This window comes from Zobellia nedashkovskayae (assembly GCF_015330125.1).
GTDB lineage: Bacteria > Bacteroidota > Bacteroidia > Flavobacteriales > Flavobacteriaceae > Zobellia > Zobellia nedashkovskayae.
In genome coordinates this window covers 51,872-75,901 of sequence record NZ_JADDXR010000002.1, presented here as the reverse complement: position 1 = coordinate 75,901, position 24,030 = coordinate 51,872, and the positions used below count along the sequence as shown (strand labels likewise).

The 24,030-nt window shown below is 35.8% G+C and carries 19 protein-coding genes and 1 tRNA gene; 12 read left to right on the top strand and 8 right to left on the bottom strand.

What is annotated here, in order from left to right:
• The first annotated feature begins 2 nt into the window (after positions 1–2).
• The 5 genes from IWB64_RS00320 to IWB64_RS00300 all read left to right on the top strand — a co-directional run bounded on the left by IWB64_RS00320 (position 3) and on the right by IWB64_RS00300 (position 7,787).
• Positions 3–956 carry an AAA family ATPase gene (locus tag IWB64_RS00320; protein WP_194532139.1) on the top strand — a complete coding sequence of 318 codons (954 nt, stop codon included), beginning with the start codon at positions 3–5 and terminating at the stop codon, positions 954–956.
• 363 nt (positions 957–1,319) lie between these two features.
• Positions 1,320–4,097 carry a bifunctional aconitate hydratase 2/2-methylisocitrate dehydratase gene (locus IWB64_RS00315; RefSeq protein WP_194532138.1) on the top strand — a complete coding sequence of 926 codons (2,778 nt, stop codon included), beginning with the start codon at positions 1,320–1,322 and terminating at the stop codon, positions 4,095–4,097.
• A gap of 231 nt (positions 4,098–4,328) precedes the next feature.
• On the top strand, positions 4,329–6,596 hold the full coding sequence (locus tag IWB64_RS00310) for an aconitate hydratase (protein WP_194532137.1): 2,268 nt from the start codon (positions 4,329–4,331) through the stop codon (positions 6,594–6,596).
• A 76-nt stretch (positions 6,597–6,672) separates the two neighbouring features.
• Positions 6,673–7,230: a TlpA family protein disulfide reductase gene (locus IWB64_RS00305; protein WP_226975767.1), complete on the top strand. Its 558-nt coding sequence runs from the start codon at positions 6,673–6,675 to the stop codon at positions 7,228–7,230.
• Complete coding sequence (locus IWB64_RS00300) at positions 7,227–7,787, top strand: TlpA family protein disulfide reductase (protein WP_194532136.1); 561 nt, start codon at positions 7,227–7,229, stop codon at positions 7,785–7,787. Before IWB64_RS00305 ends, IWB64_RS00300 begins: the two co-directional genes overlap by 4 nt.
• An 8-nt stretch (positions 7,788–7,795) precedes the next feature.
• Here the strand turns inward: IWB64_RS00300 and IWB64_RS00295 are convergent, their stop codons facing one another.
• From IWB64_RS00295 to IWB64_RS00275, 5 genes are all read right to left on the bottom strand, one after another.
• The gene (locus tag IWB64_RS00295) at positions 7,796–8,251 is read right to left on the bottom strand and encodes a sterol desaturase family protein (protein WP_194532135.1); all 456 of its coding nucleotides are present in this window, start codon (positions 8,249–8,251) and stop codon (positions 7,796–7,798) included.
• Position 8,252: 1 nt separating this feature from the next.
• Positions 8,253–9,092 carry a phytoene/squalene synthase family protein gene (locus IWB64_RS00290; RefSeq protein WP_194532134.1) on the bottom strand — a complete coding sequence of 280 codons (840 nt, stop codon included), beginning with the start codon at positions 9,090–9,092 and terminating at the stop codon, positions 8,253–8,255.
• Positions 9,093–9,103: 11 nt separating this feature from the next.
• Positions 9,104–10,561 carry a phytoene desaturase family protein gene (locus tag IWB64_RS00285; protein WP_194532133.1) on the bottom strand — a complete coding sequence of 486 codons (1,458 nt, stop codon included), beginning with the start codon at positions 10,559–10,561 and terminating at the stop codon, positions 9,104–9,106.
• 23 nt (positions 10,562–10,584) lie between these two features.
• Positions 10,585–11,481, bottom strand: coding sequence for a MerR family transcriptional regulator (locus IWB64_RS00280; protein ID WP_194532132.1), 897 nt, complete (start codon positions 11,479–11,481; stop codon positions 10,585–10,587).
• A 154-nt stretch (positions 11,482–11,635) separates the two neighbouring features.
• Positions 11,636–11,719 (bottom strand) — tRNA-Leu (locus IWB64_RS00275).
• A gap of 388 nt (positions 11,720–12,107) precedes the next feature.
• Between IWB64_RS00275 and IWB64_RS00270 the strand changes: the two genes are divergently transcribed.
• The 7 genes from IWB64_RS00270 to IWB64_RS00240 all read left to right on the top strand — a co-directional run bounded on the left by IWB64_RS00270 (position 12,108) and on the right by IWB64_RS00240 (position 18,352).
• Positions 12,108–12,509: a response regulator gene (locus tag IWB64_RS00270; RefSeq protein WP_194532131.1), complete on the top strand. Its 402-nt coding sequence runs from the start codon at positions 12,108–12,110 to the stop codon at positions 12,507–12,509.
• A 76-nt stretch (positions 12,510–12,585) separates the two neighbouring features.
• Positions 12,586–13,128: a heme NO-binding domain-containing protein gene (locus IWB64_RS00265; protein WP_194532130.1), complete on the top strand. Its 543-nt coding sequence runs from the start codon at positions 12,586–12,588 to the stop codon at positions 13,126–13,128.
• Entirely contained in the window at positions 13,121–15,109 is a 1,989-nt protein-coding gene (locus IWB64_RS00260) for a PAS domain-containing sensor histidine kinase (protein ID WP_194532129.1), read from the top strand. Before IWB64_RS00265 ends, IWB64_RS00260 begins: the two co-directional genes overlap by 8 nt.
• Before the next feature lie 2 nt (positions 15,110–15,111).
• On the top strand, positions 15,112–16,245 hold the full coding sequence (locus tag IWB64_RS00255) for an FIST signal transduction protein (protein WP_194532128.1): 1,134 nt from the start codon (positions 15,112–15,114) through the stop codon (positions 16,243–16,245).
• Complete coding sequence (locus tag IWB64_RS00250) at positions 16,245–17,303, top strand: sensor histidine kinase (RefSeq protein WP_194532127.1); 1,059 nt, start codon at positions 16,245–16,247, stop codon at positions 17,301–17,303. The genes IWB64_RS00255 and IWB64_RS00250 overlap by 1 nt, the downstream gene beginning before the upstream one ends.
• A 4-nt stretch (positions 17,304–17,307) precedes the next feature.
• Positions 17,308–17,625: an Hpt domain-containing protein gene (locus IWB64_RS00245; protein ID WP_194532126.1), complete on the top strand. Its 318-nt coding sequence runs from the start codon at positions 17,308–17,310 to the stop codon at positions 17,623–17,625.
• 4 nt (positions 17,626–17,629) lie between these two features.
• Positions 17,630–18,352 (top strand): LytR/AlgR family response regulator transcription factor, encoded by a 723-nt coding sequence (locus tag IWB64_RS00240; protein WP_194532125.1) that lies wholly within the window; start codon positions 17,630–17,632, stop codon positions 18,350–18,352.
• 449 nt (positions 18,353–18,801) lie between these two features.
• On the opposite strand, the gene IWB64_RS00235 is transcribed toward IWB64_RS00240, so the two are convergent.
• The 3 genes from IWB64_RS00235 to IWB64_RS00225 form a co-directional block, all read right to left on the bottom strand.
• Positions 18,802–20,862, bottom strand: a complete 2,061-nt coding sequence (locus IWB64_RS00235; protein WP_194532124.1) for a tetratricopeptide repeat protein — start codon at positions 20,860–20,862, stop codon at positions 18,802–18,804.
• Positions 20,863–21,282: 420 nt separating this feature from the next.
• On the bottom strand, positions 21,283–22,809 hold the full coding sequence (locus IWB64_RS00230; RefSeq protein WP_194532123.1) for a cellulase family glycosylhydrolase: 1,527 nt from the start codon (positions 22,807–22,809) through the stop codon (positions 21,283–21,285).
• Complete coding sequence (locus IWB64_RS00225; RefSeq protein ID WP_194532122.1) at positions 22,806–24,029, bottom strand: hypothetical protein; 1,224 nt, start codon at positions 24,027–24,029, stop codon at positions 22,806–22,808. The genes IWB64_RS00230 and IWB64_RS00225 overlap by 4 nt, the downstream gene beginning before the upstream one ends.
• Position 24,030: the final 1 nt, after the last annotated feature.

Sequence of the window (24,030 nt, the reverse complement as noted above, 5' to 3'; positions counted from 1 at the left end):
TTATGTCAGACGTTCAGGCAATTAATAATCTCGTAGAAAAACATAAGGCACTCAAAAAGGAAATTGCCAAGGTCATTGTTGGCCAAGATGCGGTAATAGACCAAATTCTTTTAAGTATTTATACGGGTGGACATTCTTTACTTATTGGTGTTCCTGGATTAGCAAAAACCTTAATGGTGAATACTATAGCCCAAACTTTGGGTTTGGATTTTAAACGTATTCAGTTTACTCCGGATTTAATGCCAAGTGATATTCTTGGTAGTGAGGTTCTTGATCAAAATCGCAATTTTAAGTTTATTAAAGGACCTATTTTCGCAAATATCATTTTGGCAGATGAGATCAACCGTACGCCACCTAAAACTCAGGCTGCTTTGCTTGAAGCAATGCAGGAGCGTTCGGTAACCATTGCCGGACAACAACATAAACTAGAACTTCCCTTTTTTGTTTTAGCTACCCAAAACCCTATAGAGCAAGAAGGTACTTACCCACTTCCTGAAGCGCAGTTAGACCGTTTTATGTTCGCTATAGAGTTGAAGTATCCTTCTGTTGAAGAAGAAATACAAGTTGTTAAGAATACAACTTCAGACCGTTCTGTACATATTCAGGCGTTGTTTAGTGCACATGAAATATTGGAAGTTCAACAACTGGTTCGCCGTATTCCTGTGCCGGATAATGTTGTGGAGTACGCTGTTAAATTGGTAAACTCTACCCGGCCAAATCTTGAAACGGCAAGTGATTATGTAAAGCAATATATAGATTGGGGAGCAGGTCCAAGAGCTTCGCAAAATCTTGTTTTGGCAGCTAAGGCACATGCCGCAATACATGGTAAATTTTCACCCGATGCCGAGGATATTCAAGCAGTTGCAACAGGTATTCTGAGACATCGACTTATCAAAAACTACAAAGCAGAGGCCGAAGGTATTTCTGAAGAAGCCATTATAGGTAAGTTACTCTAGCGAAAAATTAACATATCTGCTATAAATTCTTAAGTTTTCTACCTTTCTTCCCCAAGTTAGTGCAAGGAGAAAGCAATCTACTGATCAATTTCTAAAAAAGGTGTGAATCCTAAGGTAAAAATTTTATTACCGCTCTATATTTTCTTAGTTTTACGGGATTGAAACAACTCAAACTAATTCGGTAATGGCATTTAATATGGTAATGGTCAAAGGGATATTATCTCATGTGATACAACATGTTAATAAGGTGAGGTCAAAGCTGTTTTTAACCTTTAATTTTAGCTGTGAAATATAGTATATGTTTCGTTACAGAAAATTCTGACTATTCTGCAACAGCTAATTAACACTCAAACCATTTTTTAAATGAGCATTTACAAAGATTACTTAAAGGAAATCGAAGAGCGTAAAAGTCAAGGTCTTCACCCAAAGCCAATTGATGGAGCTGAATTACTTAGTAAAATCATTGAGCAAATTAAAGATGAAAATAATGAGTATAGAGAAGATTCTCTTAACTTTTTTATTTATAATGTTTTACCTGGTACTACCAGTGCTGCTGGTGTTAAAGCAAAATTTTTAAAGGAAATTGTTCTTGGTGAATCAGTAGTGAAAGAAATCACACCTACATTTGCTTTGGAACAATTATCTCATATGAAAGGTGGTCCTTCAGTAGAGGTATTGTTGGATGTAGCTTTAGGAACTGACCTTACTTTAGCAAAAGAAGCGGCTGAAATTTTAAAAACGCAAGTTTTTCTTTATGAAGCAGATACGGCTCGTTTAGAAGAAGCATTTAAAAGTGGTAATGCTATTGCTAAAGAAATCATAGAAAGTTATGCTAAAGCGGAATTCTTTACTAAACTTCCTGAAGTAGAAGAAGAGATTGAGGTAGTAACGTATATTGCTGGTATTGGTGATATTTCTACAGATTTATTATCTCCAGGTGGCGATGCTCACTCGCGTTCAGACAGAGAACTACATGGTCAATGTTTATTTGAGCATAACAAAGAAATGCAAAAGGAGTTGTTGGCTTTAAAAGAGCAACACCCAGATAAACGTGTTATGTTAATTGCTGAAAAAGGGACCATGGGAGTTGGTTCTTCAAGAATGTCAGGAGTAAACAACGTTGCGTTATGGACAGGTGTTCCTTTTAGTAAATATGTGCCATTTATTAATTTTGCACCAGTAATTGCGGGTACAAATGGAATTGCACCAATTTTCTTAACAACAGTTAGTGTAACTGGCGGTATTGGTATTGATTTAAAAAACTGGGTAAAGCAAAAAGATGCTGCAGGAAATACTATCGTAGATGAAGATGGCGAACCAGTTTTAAAGCAAACGTATTCGGTTGATACAGGTACAGTGCTAACAATTAATACAAAGACAAAAAAACTATACAAAGACGGTGAAGAATTAAAAGATATTTCTACTGCATTAACGCCACCAAAAATGGAGTTTATAAAAGCAGGAGGTTCTTACGCTGTTGTATTTGGTAAAAAATTACAAACCTTAGCTTGTAAAATATTAGGAATAGATATTCCGGAAGTTTATGCTACTTCAAAAGAAGTTTCTATTGAAGGACAAGGTTTAACGGCTGTTGAAAAAATATTCAATAAAAATGCTGTAGGAAATACACCAGGCAAAACGTTACATGCAGGTTCTAATGTTAGAGTAGAAGTAAATATTGTAGGTTCACAAGATACAACAGGATTAATGACGTCTCAAGAATTAGAGATGATGGCAGCTACGGTTATTTCTCCAATTGTTGATGGTGCATACCAATCAGGATGTCATACAGCTTCAGTTTGGGATGATAAGTCTAAGGCTAACATTCCAAGATTAATGAGTTTTATGAACGATTTTGGTTTAATTACTGGTCGTGATCCTAAAGGGAAATACTTTCCAATGACAGATGTTATTCATAAAGTATTAAATGATATTACTGTTGGTGATTGGGATATTATTATAGGTGGAGATTCTCACACCCGTATGTCCAAAGGAGTTGCTTTTGGGGCAGATTCAGGAACAGTTGCCTTAGCACTTGCTACAGGTGAAGCTACTATGCCTATTCCAGAATCGGTAAAAGTGACTTTTAAAGGACAAATGAAGTCTTATATGGATTTCCGTGATGTGGTACACGCTACACAATCTCAGATGTTGAAGCAATTTGGCGGAGAAAACGTATTCCAAGGCAGGATCATTGAGGTCCATATTGGAACACTTACTTCAGATGAAGCCTTTACTTTTACAGATTGGACCGCAGAGATGAAAGCAAAAGCATCTATCTGTATATCTGAAGATGATACATTAATTGAGTCATTAGAGATTGCAAAAGGTCGTATCCAAATCATGATTGATAAAGGAATGGACAACGCTAAGCAAGTTCTTAAAGGTCTTGTTAATAAAGCAAATACAAGAATAACTGAGCTTAAAACAGGAATTAAACCTTCTTTAAGACCAGATGCAAACGCTAAATATCATGCAGAAGTTATCATTGATTTAGATGAAATAGCAGAGCCAATGATTGCTGATCCGGATGTAAATAATGAAGATGTTTCTAAGCGTTACACGCACGATAACATTAGACCATTATCTTATTATGGTGGCACTAAAAAAGTAGATTTAGGTTTCGTTGGATCTTGTATGGTTCATAAAGGCGATATGAAAATCTTGGCTCAAATGTTAAAGAACATTGAGGCACAACAAGGTAAGGTTGAATTTAAAGCACCTTTAGTTGTTGCTCCTCCAACATATAATATTGTTGATGAGTTAAAAGCAGAGGGAGATTGGGATGTTTTAGTTAAGTATTCTGGTTTTGAGTTTGATGACAGTGCTCCAAAAGGTTTAGCTCGTACTAAATATGAAAATATGTTGTATTTAGAGCGTCCAGGCTGTAACTTATGTATGGGTAACCAAGAGAAAGCAGAACCAGGAGATACTGTAATGGCTACTTCAACACGTTTATTTCAAGGAAGAGTTGTAAAAGATTCCGGTGAGAAAAAAGGGGAGTCTTTATTATCCTCTACACCAGTAGTAGTCTTGTCTACAATTTTAGGTAGAACTCCAACTATGAAAGAGTATGAAGCAGCTGTAGATGGTATTGTGTTGACTAAATTTAAGCCATCTCAAAAGCAATTGGTACAATAATTGAAATATCTTATTAAATTCTTAAAGCCTGAGTCATGGATTCAGGCTTTTTTTATTTAACCTTTTTGACCCTTAAAAAACTATTTATAGACTAGTTTCTTACGACTGTTTTCTAGAAAAAAAATCTTTTTTATAATCATTCTATATTTCTTAGGCCTTTCCTTTTAATTATTGTACATTTTGTATCTTGTACTATCAAAAATAGAATTACAAAATTTATAAATAGACTTTATGGCATTTGATATTGATATGATCAAAGGGGTGTACGCGAATATGGCCACGCGTGTGGATAAAGCACGTGAGATTGTAGGTAAACCGCTTACCCTTTCAGAGAAGATTTTATATTCCCACTTATGGGACGGAAACCCTAGCAAAGCATTTAAAAGGGGAAAAGACTATGTGGATTTTGCTCCAGATCGTATTGCTTGTCAAGATGCTACGGCGCAGATGGCTCTTTTGCAGTTTATGCAAGCCGGAAAGCCAAAGGTAGCTGTGCCTACTACCGTTCACTGTGATCACTTAATACAAGCTAAAAACGGCGCCGTTTCAGATTTAAAAGTAGCGAACTCCACAAGTGCAGAGGTTTTTGACTTTTTAGAGTCTGTTTCTAATAAATATGGTATTGGTTTCTGGAAACCGGGAGCAGGTATTATTCACCAAGTAGTACTTGAAAATTATGCATTCCCTGGTGGAATGATGATCGGTACCGATTCTCATACAGTTAACGCTGGTGGTTTAGGTATGGTGGCTATTGGTGTTGGTGGTGCAGATGCTGTAGATGTCATGGCTGGTATGGCTTGGGAACTTAAATTTCCTAAACTAATAGGTGTTAAATTAACTGGTAATATTTCTGGGTGGACTTCTGCTAAGGATGTTATCTTAAAAGTTGCAGGTATCTTAACTGTAAAAGGTGGTACAGGGGCAATTGTAGAATATTTTGGAGAAGGTGCTAAAAACCTTTCGTGTACTGGTAAAGGTACTATTTGTAATATGGGAGCAGAAATAGGAGCTACTACTTCTACATTTGGTTATGATGAATCTATGGAGCGTTATCTGCGTGCTACGGACCGTAATGATGTTGCAGATGCTGCTAACCAAGTAAAAGAACACTTAACTGCAGATGCAGAGGTGTACGCCAATCCAGAGCAATATTTTGATGAGATTATAGAAATTAATTTAGATGAGTTAAGACCTCATTTAAACGGTCCTTTTACTCCAGATTTGGCTACGCCAGTTGGTGAGTTGGGAGAGAAGGCAAGAGCTAACGACTGGCCTTTAAAAGTAGATTGGGGATTAATAGGTTCTTGTACTAACTCTTCATACGAAGATTTAACAAGAGCAGCATCCATAGCTAAACAAGCAGTAGATAAAAAAATTAAGCCAAAGTCGGATTTTGGTATCAACCCAGGTTCAGAAACGATTCGTTATACTGCGGAGAGAGATGGTATTTTAGAGATTTTTGAAAATCTAGGAGCTACAATCTTCACCAATGCCTGTGGGCCATGTATTGGTCAATGGGATAGAAGTGATGCGAAAGGCGATGAGAAAAACACTATTGTACACTCATTTAACCGCAACTTCTCTAAAAGAGCAGATGGTAATCCAAATACACATGCATTTGTTGGTTCTCCAGAAATGGTAGCTGCCATAGCAATATCCGGTCGTTTGGATTTTGATCCAATGAATGATACGTTGCTTAATGAAGATGGCGAGGAAGTTAAATTAGATATGCCATTAGGAATAGAGTTGCCTCCACAAGGTTTTGCTGTAGAAGATGCTGGTTTCTTAGCTCCAGATGCAGACGGTTCTGGTATAGAGGTTAAGGTTTCTCCTGATTCGGAAAGATTACAATTGTTAGAGCCGTTTACTCCAATTAAAGACGAAAGTTTAATGGGAGCTAAATTACTGATCAAGGCCTTTGGTAAATGTACAACGGATCACATTTCTATGGCAGGTCCTTGGTTACGTTTCCGTGGTCATTTAGATAATATTTCTAATAACTGCTTAATTGGTGCAGTAAATGCATTTGGAAAGAAGACAAACTTTGTCAAAAACCAATTGACAGGTGAGTATGCAGGTGTGCCAGATACAGCACGTGCGTACAAAGCAGCAGGAGTAAAATCTGTAGTTGTTGGTGACCACAACTATGGAGAAGGTTCTTCTCGTGAGCATGCAGCTATGGAGCCAAGACATTTAGGTGTTGCGGCAGTAATAGTAAAATCATTTGCTCGTATACATGAGACAAACCTAAAGAAACAAGGTATGTTAGGTTTGACATTTTCTAATGAAAGTGATTATGATTTAATACAAGAGGATGATACTTTCAACTTCTTGGATATAGCTGAATTTGCTCCAGACAAGCAGTTGACAATAGAAATAGTTCATGCAGATGGAAGTAAAGACACTATTAAAGTGAATCATACCTATAATGATGCACAAATAGCTTGGTACAGAGAAGGATCTGCATTGAATGTTATCAAAAAGGAAAATGCAGCTTAAGCAATATTGATATAGTATCTAAAAGCTCCCGTTAATTAGCGGGAGTTTTTTAGTTTTGGACCTATTCACAATTTATATGAAAAGAAAAACTTTTTTCACGCTCATTATAATGGCCTTTGTGCTTTCTTTTTTTGTTACACCAGTTGGATATTGGGGCAAGATTTGGCTTATGCGCTTATTTGCTTCTCCTCCAGACATCATTAATGTAGATGATAGACAGCAGATTGATGGATATGATTGGGAGTTGAAGGATGCAAATTGGAACTTATTCAATTTTAAAGTATCAAAAGGTAAAGTTCTGTTCGTCCATTTTTGGGCTTCTTGGAATACGCCTAGTGCAGCAGAGTTAAAAGGTATTCAACAATTATATGATAGGTATTCTGATCAGGTAGACTTTTATCTAGTAACCAATGAAGAACGGGAGCCTGTGGAAGAATTCATGGTAAAGAATAAATATACCTTTCCTGTAACCTATAGAATTGTTGGGGTAGAAGCCCCCTTTAAAATTCCTAAGATTCAAGGAACTTATATTATTGATAAAGAAGGAGCTATTGTAATAGATGTAAAAGAACCATGTGATTGGGATAACAATACAGTAACTCAATTATTAGATTCACTTTCTCATACGCCTTGAAACCTTCTGTAAAATATATTGCCGTAGGAGTATTGCTGATTGGCGTCGGCCTTGTTTTATTTACACCTATACTTCCTAAATTAAGAGCTTATACCGGGCGGATTATTTCTTATAGTTCAATTAAGCTGAAAGCAGATAAGACCATTCCAGAAAATACATACGATTGGGTAGTAACGGATTTAAATACCCAAACATACTCTTATCAAAATGCAAAAGGAAAAGTAGTTTTCTTAAACCTTTGGGCTACTTGGTGTAAACCTTGTCTAGAAGAAATGCCCGTTATTCAAGCATTATATGATGACTATGGAGATAAAGTAAGCTTTATGTTAGTGAGCGAGGAAAAGTTTAGTAGAGTTAATAATTTTATATTGAAAAAGGGATATAGTCTACCTTTTTTTATAGCTGAAAATAAAGTGCCGGAAATATTTAGTTCCTCTACAATTCCTACTACTTACATTATAAGTAAACAAGGCAAAATTATTATGGCCGAAAATGGAGCTGTAGATTGGAACAGTGATAAAATCAGAAAATTATTAGATCAACTTCTGGTAGAGTAGAGGTATAGTTACAACTTGTTCCTGAAGTATTTAAAAGGAACAATGAGCATACCAAAGCATTCACCATCTCCTTTGCCTAAATGCTTATGGTGCATTTTGTGTGCTCTACGAACTCCCTTAGCATACCAATTATTTGCATTCCTGAACATTTTAAACCTTTGATGGATAAAAATATCATGTACTAAAAAATAAGCAATACCATAGGCTAGGATACCAAAACCCAAAGGCCAACCATACCAGAAAGATGTTGCTGATCCTGAGTAAAATAATATCATGCTCACAATAGCATAGAATATGAAAAAAGCATCATTTCTTTCAAACCATGAATCATGGTCTTTTTTATGATGATCTTGGTGCAAGCTCCAAAGAAAACCATGCATAATATATTTATGGGTAAACCATGCCATAAATTCCATAAAGGAAAATGTGCCGAGGAACAGGGTTATCCAAATAACTGCTTTCATACTAAACCAAATTCAATTTGTAATTTACGTACGACTTGGCCAAAACCCCAAATTTCTCGTAGTTAGGAACACGAATACGAACCGTTCTAATTTCTAAAGAAGGTGTACGCTGTAATTTTTTCAATAGTCTATAATAGTATTTGTAAGCGGTATAAACACCAAATTTAGCCTCGTTAGGTAATCTGATGATTCCTTTATAAGCTAACTCAAAATCGGCTTTTATTTCATTTACGATTCGGGTTTTTGAAGCTTCGTCCAACATGGCTAAATCGGTATTAGGAAAATAGCTGCGGTCTAAATCTTCAAAATCGCTTTTAAGATCTCTTAAGAAATTTACTTTTTGAAAAGCGGAACCTAATGCCATTGCCGTTTCCTTTAAATCGTCATATTTTTTAGTATCGCCTTTCACAAATACTTTTAAGCACATTAGTCCCACTACATCTGCAGAACCATAGATGTACTCCTTATATTCCTCATCCGTCTTGTAAACGCTTTTATACAAATCCATTCGCATACTTTTCATGAAAGCATCAACAAGATCATACGGTATCTCATACTTGTGATAGGTATGTTGAAACGAATTAAGAATTGGATTCAAGCTTATACGTTGCTCTAATGCATCTTTAAGGCTAGCTTCAAACTGATTAAAGAGTTTTTCTTTATCATACTGATCAAACGTATCTACTATTTCATCTGCGAAGCGCACAAAACCATAAATATTATAAATATCCGGTCTAATACAAGATGACAACATCTTCGTTGCCATTGTAAACGAAGTGCTGTAAGATTCTGTAACAATCTGGCTACATTGGTAAGAAACTTTATCGAATAGGGATTTCATGGTTTTGGCTTTTAGACGTTCTTGTTTATTAATTGGGAGACTAGCTTACCCGAAATTAAAGCCGGAGGAACCCCAGGACCTGGTACGGTCAACTGGCCGGTAAAGTATAAATTTTTAACTTTTTTGCTTTTTAGACCAGGTCTAAGAAAAGCAGTTTGTCGTAATGTATTGGCCATACCATAAGCATTACCTTTATAAGAATTGTATTGTTCTACAAAGTCGTTTACACAGAACGACTCCTTAAAGATAATATTATTTTTTACGCTCTGGCCTGTCCTTTTCTCAAATCTATCCATCATAATATCAAAATATTGATCGCGTAGTTCTGGAGTATCTGTCAAGTTTGTGGCAATAGGTATGAGAAAAAACCCGGTTTCAGAATTAGCAGGCGCCATGCTAGAATCTGTTACAGATGGAAAATTGGCATAGAATAAAGGGTCTTTAGGCCAACTTGGTTGGTCATAGATTTCCGTAGCATGTCGCTCAAAATCAGTGTCAAAGAAAAGATTGTGATGTTCTACATTTTTCAACTTCTTATCAAAACCCATATAAAACAACAATGAAGAAGGGGCAAAGGTCTTTTTGTCCCAATAAGATTCCGAATATTGACGATATTCTGGGTCCAGTAAAGTTTCTGAGTGGTGATAATCAGCTCCGCTTAGTACAACATCTGCTTCAATATCTTTTCCATTAATATTTACGCCAACGGCTTTTTTATTTTTGACGTTTATTTTTAGTGCAGCAGATTTGGTATGTATTTTAACTCCAACTTCTTCGGCCAAGTTTTTCATGGCCTTAACAATTTCATACATTCCACCTTTTGGGTGCCATGTACCCAAACCAAAATCTGCATAGTTCATAAAACTATAGAAAGATGGAGTATTGCTAGGTTTTGCACCTAAAAACAAGACCGGAAATTCTAGCGTGGATATTAATTTTTTGTTATTGAACTTTTTTCGAACTTCGCCGCTAATAGTCTTAAAAAATTGATCTACACGCAGGGCCGTTTCAGGAGTTATAAGTTCTAATGGGGAAAGGCCAGGTCGCAACACTACCTTGTTGATGGCAATATCATAGTTTTTCTGGGCTTTGAACATAAAGTTCCTGAGGTGCTTGGCACTGCCGGGTTCGATACGTTCAAATTCTTGGCATATGTCGTCCATACAGTCACCAATGGTGATATTGTCATCAGAGAAGAAAATTTTATACGCCGGGCTTAACTTGTCTAATTGATAATAATCGAAAGTTTTCTTCCCGAAGTCATTGAAGAATTTATCAAAAATATCAGGCATCCAGTACCAGCTAGGGCCCATGTCAAAAGTGAAACCTTGTTTGATTAGTTGTCTTGCTCTGCCGCCAACGGTGTCATTTTTCTCATACATAGTTACCTCATGACCAGCTTTGGCTAAGTAGCACGAAGCGGACAGTGAGGAAAAACCTGAACCAATTATGACAATCTTTTTTTTCATTATTATTTTAATGGTGTAAGGTTCTATAGTCGTTCAACAATTTTATCGATTGAAGAGAAAATTTCAATTGTTTGAGGTAAATTATCTTGATTTATGTGTTGGGTCTGATGACCTAATAACCAAAGTTGAGTATTCGGGAAATTTGCCGATAACGAACAAAATTTGTTGATATAGTCGCTAATCTTATCCTTTGAGGGAGAGACTGTGAAATAGGATAGAAAGGTTGTGTTTTCAAAAGTCTTCATAACTTCTTCCAAACTTTCTAAAGGAACTGTTTGCCCTAAATACACAGATTTGTATCCTCTAGAAACAATTTCATAATTCAAATAGAGAAGACCAATTTCATGAATTTCGTTTTCTGGCAAATAGGCAATAAATGTTGTCTTTTTATTAGAATCTTCCTCAACGGATAAATCTTGAGTACTAATCAAGATTTTTTGTTTTACGAGGTTTGAAATAAAATGCTCATGCGCAGGACAGATGGTATCTGTTTGCCATAATAAACCAAGTTCATTCAAAAGAGGGATAAAAACCTCTTTAAAAACTTCTGAGAATGATTTCTCAAGAAGTAAAGTCTTGAAAGTGCGGGTGAACAGCTGTTCGTCAAAATTAATCATCGACAGCTTAAAAGTGTTTATAATTTGACTGTTGTTGTTTTTTGAAACTAGTTCATTAACAATCTCAGGAATTTTACCCTCTTTAAGATTCGCGATTTTAGATATCTTGTGGCCATTACTATATAAAAGGGTAATGTTTAGTAGCTTTTGAAGGCTTTCTAAACTATATCTTCTGATATTAGTATCCGTTCGTTCGGGAGAAAGCAGATTGTATCGCTTTTCCCATATACGTATAGTATGGGCTTTGATGCCCGATAGGTTTTCTAAATCACGTATACTGAACGTCTTTTTTGTAGTGTTCATCTTTTTGTTGTAAACATTAAACAAATCTAATAATTTTATTCTTAGTCAGGGGAGTGAAATGTGCTCTTTTACTAAAAAAAGTAATATTATAATAAATAAGAGACAAGATACGTATATAAAAAAAACCATCAACTAGGAAGTTGATGGTTTAATGTGCGCACGAGAAGACTCGAACTTCCACGGCCTAGTGGCCACCAGCCCCTCAAGCTGGCGCGTCTACCAATTCCGCCACGTGCGCATGAGAGATTTTTGTTTAGAATGTAGTGTGTAAAGGTGGTAAAAGTGCAATAAATAGACTCCCACTTCATCTGAAACAGGCTGCAAATATCCGCAAAATTTATAATGTTTTCAAAGAAGTTTTGGAATTACGGTATATAATTAGTTTAATCTATTGAAGCGTAGTGAGTTATTGTCTAAAAAGATGATGTAACCTTCTGTATGGGGAGTTATAAACTACTATTACTGCAATGACTAAAAGTAAGTAATGGCTAAGAACGTCGTTGATACGTAAATCGTTCAACTGCCATAATTTTCCATTCGTCTACAGTTAAATGTCATTGGTCTACACCTGGTCAAAATTCTATTATTTAATTCTAAAATTTGTATTTCACTAAAAATTACATGTTATGGATATTTTATTGATTGAAGATGATGCCATTGAGGTAATGAAATTACAGCGAACGGTAAAGAAGTTAGATCTTAAACATAATATTATAGAAACCAAGAATGGTGAAGATGCGTTAGAAATCTTAAAATCGGGCAATAGATTGCCGGATATTATTCTACTAGACCTTAATATGCCAAGAATGAACGGTATAGAATTTTTGAGTATTCTTAAGGCAGATGACGTTCTAAAATATCTTCCTACAGTTATTCTTACAACATCAGAAAATAGAGCAGATTTATTGGAATGTTATAAGATTGGAGTAGCCGGTTACGTTATCAAACCATTGAAATATGAAGATTATCAATCTAAACTTCACAAGGTTCTTGAGTACTGGGACATCAACCAATTGGTGAAAGGCTAACAAAATAGTGCGTTTCACAACAAAAATTCTTTAAAGTATACTACTTTTCCTACTTTTAGTTAATAAATTATGCTATATGAAGGGTGTTGTATTTACAGAGTTTTTAGAAATGGTCGAGATCAAGTTTGGTCTTGAGACTGTTGATAATATAATTGAAAATGGTAATCTACCGTCTGAAGGTATTTATACTTCCGTAGGAACGTATGAATTTAATGAGATGGTTACGCTAATAAACAACCTTAGCGCAGAAACCAAAATTCCGGCTGGCGATCTTATTTATGCTTTTGGTCTATACCTATTTGCAGGTCTAGCCAATTCTCACCCCGAGGTCATTAAAAATTACAATACTCCATTAGGTCTTCTGTATTGTATAGAGGATCATATACATGTACATGTAAAAAAGCTGTATCCAGATGCAGAACTGCCTACTTTTAAGATTCTAGACAAAACGGACACAAAAATAGTAATGGTATACTCTTCTTCTAGAGGTCTATACCGTTTGGCGCATGGTCTTATAGAAAAGGCTTTTGAACACTTTGGAGGTTCCGCTACAATTACTTACGAATTATTAAAAGAAGACGGTACTGAGGTTAAATTTGATATTGTTCAAAATGGATAATAAAGAGGTAGAACTTCTCAAAAGAGCACTGGAAAGGCAAAAGAAAGCTAGGCAACAAGCTGAAAAAATTCTTGAACAAAAATCTACAGACCTCTACGAAACTTCGCAGCGCTTAAAAGAGGCTAATGGCACTCTTGAAAACTTATTGAGCGAAAAGGTTTCTGAGCTGGATAATGTTTTTGTAAATATTATAGATCCTTATGTGGTAATGGATATGTATGCCAACGTGATTAATATGAACACGTCGGCCAAAGAGTTTTTGGGGTATGATCATACCAAAGAACAGGTTAACCTTACTGACCTTGTACACAAAGACTATCTTCAATATACTGCTGAATCCTTTAAATACCTTTTGGAAGTCGGTACTCTTAAAAACTATCGTGCTAAAATTTCTGTAAAAAATGGCGATGAAAAATGGATAGAAATCAACGCCAGTTTGATCTACAATACAAAACGTGAACCTATTGGAGCTCAGGGTATTATTAGAGATATTACCCAAGAAATGGAAATTAAAGAGCTGCTTGAGCAACAAAGAAAGCAGCTAGATATCATAGTAGAAAGTTCTCCTTTGGGTATTATATTAAGTGTTGGAAATCAAATTATCAAATCTAACAGAATTTTTACAGAGCTTCTGGGTTATACAGAAGCAGAGTTTAAAACAATGAAGTTTGAGGAGTTTTCAAAAGTCATAGAGGGACCTACTGCCAACGAGATTATAACGCAAATGTCCGAAGGTAAAATAGATAAGGATATTGTGATAAAAAGATATTACAAAAAAGAAGGCGGTTGTTTAATAGGAAAGACTTCGGTTAGTGCTGTAAGAGACTATAAGGGTAATTTAAAATATGTCTTAGCAATGGTTGAAGACATTACAAGAGAACGCGAAGCTGAAGAGCGGTTAAATTACGAGCGGGAAAAATATGCAAGTATTATTGCAAATATGAATCTTGGTCTGGTAGAAGTAGATACAGAAGACATTATACAATTTGTCAACCAGAGCTTTTGTTTAATGAGTGGTTTTAAGGAAGATGAATTAATAGGTAAAAAGGGGAGCAATGTTCTTCGGGTACAAAATAAGAATGTACTAGATAAAGAAAATGAAAAGCGAGCAGAAGGAGAGTCAGATTCATATGAACTGGAGGTATTTGACAAAACTGGTGAAAGAAAGCATTGGTTGATCAGTGGTGCACCACGCTATGACAATAATAAAACCTTAATTGGTTCTGTCGGTATTCATTTGGATATTACAAAGCAAAAACTCCTTGAGTTTCAGAAAGAACAATTAGTAAAAGAACTTGAACAAAGTAATCAAGGGCTTCAAGAGTATGCACATATCGTTTCTCACGATTTAAAGTCGCCTTTACGAAGTATAAGTGCATTGGCCACCTGGATTCAAGATGATTATAAAGACGTCTTGGATGAGGCTGGACAAGAGAATCTATCGCTAATGCAAGAGAAAGTTGCCTCAATGGATAAACTTATTCACGGTATTTTAGAATATTCGACTGCCAATAATTCTGCGCTAGACAATTCTAAAGTTGATTTAAACGAGGTAGTAGAAAGTATTAAGGAAAGTATATTCATACCAGAGCATGTGGCAGTTGTAGTGCCTGAAACTTTACCGACAATTCTAGCGGATCGCACAAAAATTCATCAGTTATTTCAGAATATACTCTCTAATGCCGTTGTACATATCGAAAAGGAAGTAGGCCTAGTAGAGGTACTTTTCGTTGAAAATGCAACACATTGGCAGTTTTCAATAAAAGATAATGGTGTAGGCATACCAAAAGAGTATCATAAAAAAATATTCGAAATTTTTCAATCTATAGGAGCAAATGAACGGTCTACCGGTATTGGCCTTTCTATTGTTAAAAAAATAATTGACCGCTATGAAGGCGAAGTGTGGGTAGAGAGTGAAAAAGATTTGGGTACAGAATTTCACTTTACTATCAAAAAAGAACCAACCAACCTTAATAGTTAAACATGAAAATAACGCAGGCCATAAAAGAAGGAAAACAGCCATTTAAAATATTATCTGGTGAGAACCATAATTTAAAAGAACCTCTAGTCCTGGTTTTTGGTAATAGGTATCTTCTAGAAGATGATACCCTTTTTAATGAAGTAAAGGAACTTTTTCCTAGCGGACATATTGTTATGGGCAGCACAGCTGGCGAAATTATAGATGATACCGTACTGCAAGGTGGCGTGTCATTGACAGCTATAGAATTTGAGAAATGTCACTTCTCGGTAAAGAGAAAGAATGTCTCGGAAATAGATAATGAACTTTTGTTGGGACAATCTCTTCTTAATGAGTTTTCTAAGGAAGGATTAAAGCATATTTTTTTGGTATCGGAAGGTAGTTCCATAAACGGTAGTGCATTAATCGAAGGCTTTGAAGGTGTTAGAATAAATAATATTGGACTTTCAGGTGGTTTGTGTGGAGATGATGATCGTTTTGAAAGAACGCTTGCCTCTTACAATGAAAGCGCCAAAGAAGGAGAGGTAATTGCTATTGGATTTTATGGAGAATCTTTAGAAATAACAAGCGCCAACTATGGTGGTTGGACGCCTTTTGGGCCTCAACGAATCATTACAAAATCTAAAAATAACATACTGTATGAGCTAGACGGACAACCCGCCTTGGATCTCTATAAAAAATATTTAGGGGAGAAAGCAAAGGAGTTGCCAACATCTGCTTTGCTATATCCATTAAGTGTAAGAGTTAATGAAAATGATGAACCTTTGGTTCGTACAATACTCACTATTGATGACGCATCCAACACAATGACTTTGGCCGGAGATGTTCCAGAAGGTGCTCGTGTGCAGTTAATGATGTCTACGGTAGATGATATAGTTGACGGGGCCAGTATAGCGGCACAGTACGCTATGAACGGTAGGACAAATAAACCCGAGCTGGCTATTTTAATCAGTTGTGTGGGTAGAAAGTTGGTCATGGACCAGCGAACTGAAGAAGAAGTAGAGGAGGTAATATCTGTTATAGGAACTGGCGCAGCAGTCACTGGGTTCTATTCTTATGGAGAAATGGCTCCATTTGCCGGTAAGGATGCCTGTAGGTTGCACAACCAAACAATGACCTTAACTTTATTTAGCGAATAATGCATTCTCTATTAAAACGACAACTTAAAAAAACGTTACCTGATCATCTTAGCGGAGACCCTGAGATGCAGAAGTTTTTGGCTGCCGTAGAAATGTCTTATCAGAATCATGATGAGAAGCTGAGTATGGTACAAAGGGCTACAACCATTAGCTCAGAAGAATTGTTTACAGCAAATAGAGAGTTGACCAAAGAGGCGGATAGGCAAAAGAAAATTTTGGTATCCTTGGAGTTGGCCATGAATAGCTTAAGTTCAAACTTAGGTACGGAAAAAAAATATGATGGGGATGCTTCAAAAGTATTCGATGTAGAAAAATTAGCAAAACATATTAGCCACTTGGCTGCAGAAGTAACAGGAATTACCGCAGAGAAAAACCTTCTTTTAGAGGATTTAGAAGCACAAAATGAGTCTCTTAGTAATTACATACAATTGGTGTCCCATGATTTAAAATCCCCAATTCGTAATGTAAATGCGTTGCTAAGCTGGGTTCTTGAAGATGACCAAAATAGCTTAACGGAAGAAAATAGGGAAAACTTGGATTTAGCTTCGAGCAATCTGGCTAAAATGGATAATTTAATTAATGGAATACTAGAACATGCCACTATAGGTACTAGTATGGAATCTAAAATGAATGTTGATATCAATATTCTTTTAAAGGAAATAGGAAGTTACGTGCCTTTACCGGATAATGTTAGTTTAAATTATGGTTCTAATTTTCCAAGAATACATATCGAAAAACACTTGATAGAGCAAGTTTTTACCTATTTAATAACCAACGCAATTGAGGCTACCAGCCATTTAGAAAAAGGAATAATTGATTTAAATTTTCAAGAAGATAAAGAATATTGGAAGTTTTCTGTAATTGACAATGGAAAAGGAATACCCATTAAGCATCAATCTTCAATATTCGAAATGTTTAAAAAACTCGAGAATAATGATAGCGCCGCAGGAGTTGGTTTGGCATTGGCTAAAAAAATCGTCAAATTGTATGATGGTTCTATAGAATTGGTGTCAGAAGAAAATATGGGTGCAAATTTCACGTTTACCTTAAAAAAATAGTGCTATGGAACAACCAAACCTTAAGTACATTAAAGAATTATCTGGAGACGACATTGAGTTTGAACAGAAATTTATTTCTATATTGAAGGACGAATTCCCAATGGAAAGAGCTACCTACAAAGAACATATAGATAGCAAGGAAACAAACGAAGCCGCAGATGTTGTACATAAATTAAAACATAAATTCAACATCTTAAGTATGGAAGATGCTTACCGCTTTGCTGTTCAATTTGAAGAGCAATTACGAGCGGGAAAGACAGATATGGATTCAGATTTTAGAGTTATATTAAACCAAATAGACGATTTTCTTAAAACCATTTAATAGTATGACCTGTATTATCGTAGATGATGAAGCAACAGCACGTGCCATAGTAGGAAAACATTGCTCTGGGGTGGCAGATTTAGATGTTGTAGGAGAGTTTGATAATGCCATAGACGCTATTAAATTTTTAAACCAACAAGATGTAGATGTTGTGTTTTTGGACATTCATATGCCAGGTTTTAGTGGAGTGGATTTTGTCCAAACCTTAAAGAATTGTCCTAAAGTTGTCTTGACTACTTCAGATACCGAATTTGCAATTGCAGCGTATGAGTATGAGTCCATTGTAGACTATATGGTAAAACCCATAACCGCAGATCGTTTTCAAAAGTCCATACAAAAAGTTAAAAGTGCACTTAAAAAACAGCCTGCCGCTGTTCCGAATGTTAGCACTAATCCTGGGACCGGTGCGCAAGCTGAGCAGGACCTGTATATCAATATTGATAAGAGATTGATAAAGCTACACTTTCATGAAATATTAGTGGTGAAGGCGCAAGGAGATTATATTGATATTACAACAGAAAATAAAGAATATCGTGTACATACAACGCTCAAAAAAATAAAGGATAAATTACCTGAAAAAATATTTCTTCAAATACACAGGTCATACATCATTAACTTCTCTAAGATTATTGATATTGAAGATAATAGCGTTCTTATTAAGAAAATGGTTATACCCATTAGTCGATCAAATCGACCAGAACTCATGAGACGATTAAACTTGGTTTAAATCTCTTCTACAATTTTATACCATTCATCTATAGCTTAAGGTAATTCACCGTAAGTGCTTTCCTATTTTTAAATATCAGATGTAAATTTGTAGAGAATACTAAAGACATCTACTCATGAAAGCAAATCTTTTATATATTTTAAACTCCAAAGGTGCCGCTATACGTTTGATAGGTATACTTGTTTCAGTAATAATTGGCATTGTTTTGGCCGTAATGAGTATCTGGAACTATTAGAATATTAACTACTTTTTTATTCTAATCACTACACTTTTTTAAATCGTACATCTTTTCATAATCTGTAAGATATAAATCCATAATAGGAGCGAGTGCTTCTAGAAAATATTTTCACTTTAATGGGTTCGTGAAAATACAATTTGTCTCAAGACAACCTTACTTAATTGAAAGGTTGTCTTTTTTTATACACTTTTGTTAATATTCTTAGGAAGAATTATTTAGCAATTTTTTTGTAGAACAATGGTTTCTTTGTAATCAACCATTTTAACTTTAATCCTATCTCTGTATACTCAAAACCAGCTGCCGTTGCAGAGGCAATGTTACTATACTTTCCATATAGGTTACCACTAAAACGTTTTGAGAATTTATGCGTTATTCCGGTCTCTGCCCTAAATATTACTGTATTTGGGTCGTCTTCTACTTGTTGTAAACCTGTTGCAGCACTCATCATATACTGCGTGTTTTTGGAAAAATCACCTCTTAAGTCTGCAAATATTTCTACTGCCTGGTATTTCTCTGGACTAAAATAAATGGTAGGTACTTGCTCGGCAAAAGAAAGGTACTGGTAGTTAAGACCTACTTTTAAAGCAGGTTTACGCATTAAATTATAGTATAATGAGGTAAACAAAAGGTTTCGGGTGTTATTATCACTCTGGGTAGTATGTATAGCTTGTGTATACCACCCTAAATTGAAATTGGTCCCCAAGTTATAATTGAAGCCAAAATTGTTCATGATAATTTCGCGTTCAATTAAGTCGGCATTAAAACTTTGAATTTCTCGCTTATAACCAAGTTCAAGGTTCTGTAGTTTAAATGGTTGTAGTAATAACTTTGTGTCTATTACTGGCTGGGTATAGGACTCTGCACCAAAACTAGATTTGTTCAAGCCTACCACCGCTTTAAATGTGGTTTTAGGAAGGAATTTGTAATCAAACCCAGCAGAAAGTACATGAGAACTCGCTTTATTATCCGTAATGGTATTTTCGGTAGTTCTGTAATAATAGGCTAGGTTGGTGCTAAACTTTGTAGATAATGGCACGGTTGCAGTTGTATTGGTCGAAAAAGCAACATTATTACCATTATCAAAAGTATAGGCTAGGTGTTCGTCTAGGGTTGGCGTAAAGGATACGTTTAACTTATCAATAAAACTAATGGCATCTTTCTGGTCTTTAAAGACTTTAAGGGTTCCAAAGGCGGCATTGTAAGCAGGAACGATTCGGTCAGCGGCAAAAAGTGCGTTGGCCTTTCCTAAATTTCCATCAAAAGAAGCGCTGTCATTTTTTAGAATAGCATCATAATTAACAACACTCTTTTTCGGCGAACCGGTATAAAGACCAAGCATAGCTTTTAGTGCATACAGCCAATTTTGGTTGGTGTATTGGGTTTCTAATTCTGCTATTTCAGTTTTAGCTTTAATATACTTTCTGTTCCATATTAAGGCTTGAACATAACGGTCATACGTTTGTTCTTTTATTGTTGCGTCACCCAATGCATCTGCCTTTTCTTTTGCAGAGGTAGCAACAATTAATGCTTGTTTATCATTCTCTCCAATATGTTCGGCAAGAGCAATACCATTGAGAGATGTTATGGAGTCTTTTTCAGAGGTAGCCAACCTTTTGTAGATTGCTTTTGCGTCATCTACTTCCTTTGTAATTAAATAAAGGTTGGCAAGATTTAATAAAGCATCTCTATCTTCTGGAAAATCTATAAATATTTCTTTTAATAAAGTTTCTCCTTTTTTATAATTCTGTGCGTTCACATAGGCATTTGCATAACCTAATCGCATATATTTTCTTGAAGTCTTAGCACTTAGATTACCGGGTTGTATGATCAAAGCCCTTTCTACCCATTCTAATGCCTTTTCATATTTCTTTAGATTACTTAGTGTGTTTGCGTAACCCAAAACTGCACCAAAATTTTCTGGATACTCTTTTACTAGTTGAGCATATAAAGGCTCTGCTTCTTGAAATTTCTTGTCCCAAAGAAAAGATTCGTTGTAATTTATCTGTATTTCAAAATCACCAGGGTATTCTTCTAAAAGTGAAGAGAACATTCCTGTAGCTTTTTCAGGTTCGCCGCTCAATCCAACAGCACGTCCGTAGCAAATTAAGGCAGTTTTGTTTTTTGGATCGTCTGCAAGATAACCCTCAAAAAAAGTTTCTGCTTGTTCAAAATCACCTTTTTCTAACAAGGTAAAACCGGGTTGAAGCGGACTTTGGGCCATCCCATAGAAAGATAGGAGCAGGAATAAACAGAGTGTATTTAGTTTTAACATTAAAGTAGGTTTTTTACCACAAGAATATAACGCCCATAAAATAGATTTATTGGTACTTAAGTGTAAAAACTTTAGGTCTTATGTTTAATGCGATACAACAATAAAAACTACTCATCTACAGCTATTTACTATTTATCTACAGTACATTTCTTTTCGTGTGTTCTATACGTCATTTCGTATTGCAGAAAAGAGAAAAATAAACCTATAAAACTTTTAATTATGTCTTTACAAATTACAGAAGCACGTGGAATATTTAGTGTTCACGGATCTTTGAACAGCACTAGTGCAACCATTCTTAACCGGCATATAAGTAGATACCTTGGTTCTGATAGAAGTATAGTTATTAATTTAGACCGAATAACACGTTTATAGGAGGGTAGTGGGTGTACTGTTTATTAATTCAAGTGGTTTTACCATTTGTCATGGTTTCTCATTAAAGAAGATATTATAGACCGGTTTTTTCTGACCTTTAGAATCCAGAAGCCCAAAATGACGCTGCCGTATTTTTCGCCATGGTAAGCGGCCAACTACGGAAGTAGGAATGTTTCTGAAATCATAGAGCGTCCATATCATGTGAGACAGATTCTCCTTTTCCACCACCTTTTGGATAGTTCCCATATATTCCTTTTCTTTTTCATCGGAGCCTGAAAATCCGTTCCAGATTCCGTCATATGAAGAATAGCCATATTCCTGTAGTAACAATGGTTTATCAGTTACCTTATTTTTCAGAATAGTAAAAGCACTTTCAAACTCTTCAGCCCCGCGGTAATAGTGAAAAGAGACTAGGTCTAATTTATATGTAAGATTAATAGCGGCTTCAGGACTAGACCATCCAATAGTTATAGCATGTTTAGGGTCAATTTTACGAATACGATCAACGGTCTGTTCTAACCATGAAAGCACTCTTTCTTTACCCCGAGATTCAAAATCTAGGTCTGGCTCGTTTTTAACATCCCAAGCAATAATAGCATTGTGGTCTTTTAAGGCTTTAACTACTTGTTCTACATGACGGTTGGTCATCGTCCAATCATGAACGCTGTAATTGCCATAAAAATCAAACAAGGTTGGCATGATGTCCAGTCCGGTTTTTTCGGCAATATCAAGAGTTAATTTTACCTTTTGTATTTTTTCTTGGTCAACGTATTCCTTACCGAAAGATTCATAAGGAATGAAAATACGTAAACTGTTGATGCCCATTTCTGCCATGAGCTTAAAGTCATGTTCAATTATTGATTCATCAAAATTACTCCCGAACATATCCCAAGGGGTATCCTGTGGATAATAGTTGATTCCTTTAAAATGAAAATTATCAAGATTTTGAACTTGTGAGGCTGCTTCTAAAGTTTCTTCGGGCAAGGAGGTTTCTACCAGTTGCCTAATCCTCCAAAAACCATCCTCTAAAAGCAACATGACTTTATAATCCGATAAGAGTTTTCGTTTGGTAATTAAGTTTTCGTTCAGGTAAACCTCTTCATAGGCCGAAACATTTTTATCGGTAAAAACAACTAGTTTGCCATCAGTACTATAGAATTCCAATTTAGGATGGTGTTCTAGCGTAGTAGTTTGCAGCGTTACCTTATTTTTTAGATTGAGGTCCGTAATTTTAAAGAGTTCAGTACGCATACTATCCGTATAATAGTCAGCTATGCCATAGGGTACATTATTAGCGTAAGCCGCATTACGCACTTGCCACGCACTGAGGTAATCTCGTTCAATTTCGCCTAAAGTCTGTTCTTCCATAGGGCGGCCTTCGTTCATGGCAATTTCCCATTGCACTTTGGGAAGGTACGTAGCCGAAATATCTTCATGCAAATGAAGCATAGATGTCCGGTCTGCACCCGTATTTAAATAGGTCCAAGCACTACTGATACCAAACAGAATTAATCCGTTCAAGGCCAAAAATGACGCCAGTAGAAAAATGCGATACAAGGTTCTGTTTATTTTCATTTTAGTTCTACTGATTTTGTTTTTGTTATCCCTGCAGTCTTAATCTGTAACTCGTAACTACCAGTCGGAAAGAAATCCGGAGATAATTCGAATTTACCTTCACCTTGCATTGATGAGGTTCTTAGTACATCTAGCACTTTGCCGCTTTCATCTTTAACAGTCAACGCAATGGGCATACCGTCTGGTACTAATTGGTTCATAAAACTTTTTAGAGGGCCTACTGAAATAGTTCTAAAACCATCTGAAAATTGTATGTTATATTCTGTTACCGATGCTTTGAAAGCAACTTTAATAGGTTTACTTCTTGCTGCGCCCGTAACAAAAGCTTCTATGGTCCATGACGCTTTTTGTTCTGGGTGTAAAAGGCGCGCCTCGGCCTTACCGTTCAAGGTAGTGCCTTGTGCCTGCAGTTTTGCACCTTGGTCATTGGTTATAATAAATGATACAAGTGTACCTTCACTTACTGAATTACCAAATGCATCGTAAAGTATACTAGTTCTAAAAGTAATAACCTGGTTACCGTCTGCATATTCATGGTTACGTTTATAAGAAATGGTAAAATCTACTGGATTTGCAGGGTATATAATTGTGGTGAATTCTTTACTATCCGTTTCATTACACGCTGCAGAAATCAACATCCGGCCAGATTTTTCTGGTGATCGGACCTTAGTCCAAGCAATTAGATTTTTAGAGAGTAAAACCTCTTCTGTTTCACTGTCTTTAAACTGTACTTTACTTGTAATAGAAGTGCTATCGTTTAATGGGTTGTCATAAAAATCGGTCGCTACCATTACGAACATGGCATAATCTTTTGGTCCTGCGGTAAGACTTCTAGGACCTAAGTAGGATTCTAAAAAAGTACCATTTTTATTGTTTACATGAATGGTTAAAGTGCCTTTCATTTTCTCTTCAGAACCAGAAACCAGAGACCAATAACAAATGCCAGATTTCTCATAGAAGTTTTTCGGAATATCAAATTGTAAAACGTCATTACTATTAGAAGCCTTAAGTATTGTTGTGCCTACCGCATTTCTAAATACTAGAACAGGACTAGATTCTTCCGAAGCCTTAAATTTTAAAGAGAAAGGCTCTCCAGCTGTAAAATTGTCTTTAGATGTTACCAATTCAAAATTGGCACTAGATACTTTCTTTACCTCAGGTTCCTTAGAACACCCCGAGAAAAGCAGGGATAAAATAATGCAGATATGTAGTATGTGCATT

Coding starts and splice junctions, on each gene's coding strand:
- IWB64_RS00265 (WP_194532130.1), top strand. CDS start 12,586: ATGAAGGGTGTTGTATTTACAGAGTTTTTAGAAATGGTCGAGATCAAG.
- IWB64_RS00295 (WP_194532135.1), bottom strand. CDS start 8,251: ATGAAAGCAGTTATTTGGATAACCCTGTTCCTCGGCACATTTTCCTTT.
- IWB64_RS00230 (WP_194532123.1), bottom strand. CDS start 22,809: ATGAAAATAAACAGAACCTTGTATCGCATTTTTCTACTGGCGTCATTT.
- IWB64_RS00255 (WP_194532128.1), top strand. CDS start 15,112: ATGAAAATAACGCAGGCCATAAAAGAAGGAAAACAGCCATTTAAAATA.
- IWB64_RS00305 (WP_226975767.1), top strand. CDS start 6,673: ATGAAAAGAAAAACTTTTTTCACGCTCATTATAATGGCCTTTGTGCTT.
- IWB64_RS00320 (WP_194532139.1), top strand. CDS start 3: ATGTCAGACGTTCAGGCAATTAATAATCTCGTAGAAAAACATAAGGCA.
- IWB64_RS00240 (WP_194532125.1), top strand. CDS start 17,630: ATGACCTGTATTATCGTAGATGATGAAGCAACAGCACGTGCCATAGTA.
- IWB64_RS00245 (WP_194532126.1), top strand. CDS start 17,308: ATGGAACAACCAAACCTTAAGTACATTAAAGAATTATCTGGAGACGAC.
- IWB64_RS00310 (WP_194532137.1), top strand. CDS start 4,329: ATGGCATTTGATATTGATATGATCAAAGGGGTGTACGCGAATATGGCC.
- IWB64_RS00290 (WP_194532134.1), bottom strand. CDS start 9,092: ATGAAATCCCTATTCGATAAAGTTTCTTACCAATGTAGCCAGATTGTT.
- IWB64_RS00250 (WP_194532127.1), top strand. CDS start 16,245: ATGCATTCTCTATTAAAACGACAACTTAAAAAAACGTTACCTGATCAT.
- IWB64_RS00315 (WP_194532138.1), top strand. CDS start 1,320: ATGAGCATTTACAAAGATTACTTAAAGGAAATCGAAGAGCGTAAAAGT.
- IWB64_RS00225 (WP_194532122.1), bottom strand. CDS start 24,029: ATGCACATACTACATATCTGCATTATTTTATCCCTGCTTTTCTCGGGG.
- IWB64_RS00235 (WP_194532124.1), bottom strand. CDS start 20,862: ATGTTAAAACTAAATACACTCTGTTTATTCCTGCTCCTATCTTTCTAT.
- IWB64_RS00280 (WP_194532132.1), bottom strand. CDS start 11,481: ATGAACACTACAAAAAAGACGTTCAGTATACGTGATTTAGAAAACCTA.
- IWB64_RS00285 (WP_194532133.1), bottom strand. CDS start 10,561: ATGAAAAAAAAGATTGTCATAATTGGTTCAGGTTTTTCCTCACTGTCC.
- IWB64_RS00270 (WP_194532131.1), top strand. CDS start 12,108: ATGGATATTTTATTGATTGAAGATGATGCCATTGAGGTAATGAAATTA.
- IWB64_RS00260 (WP_194532129.1), top strand. CDS start 13,121: ATGGATAATAAAGAGGTAGAACTTCTCAAAAGAGCACTGGAAAGGCAA.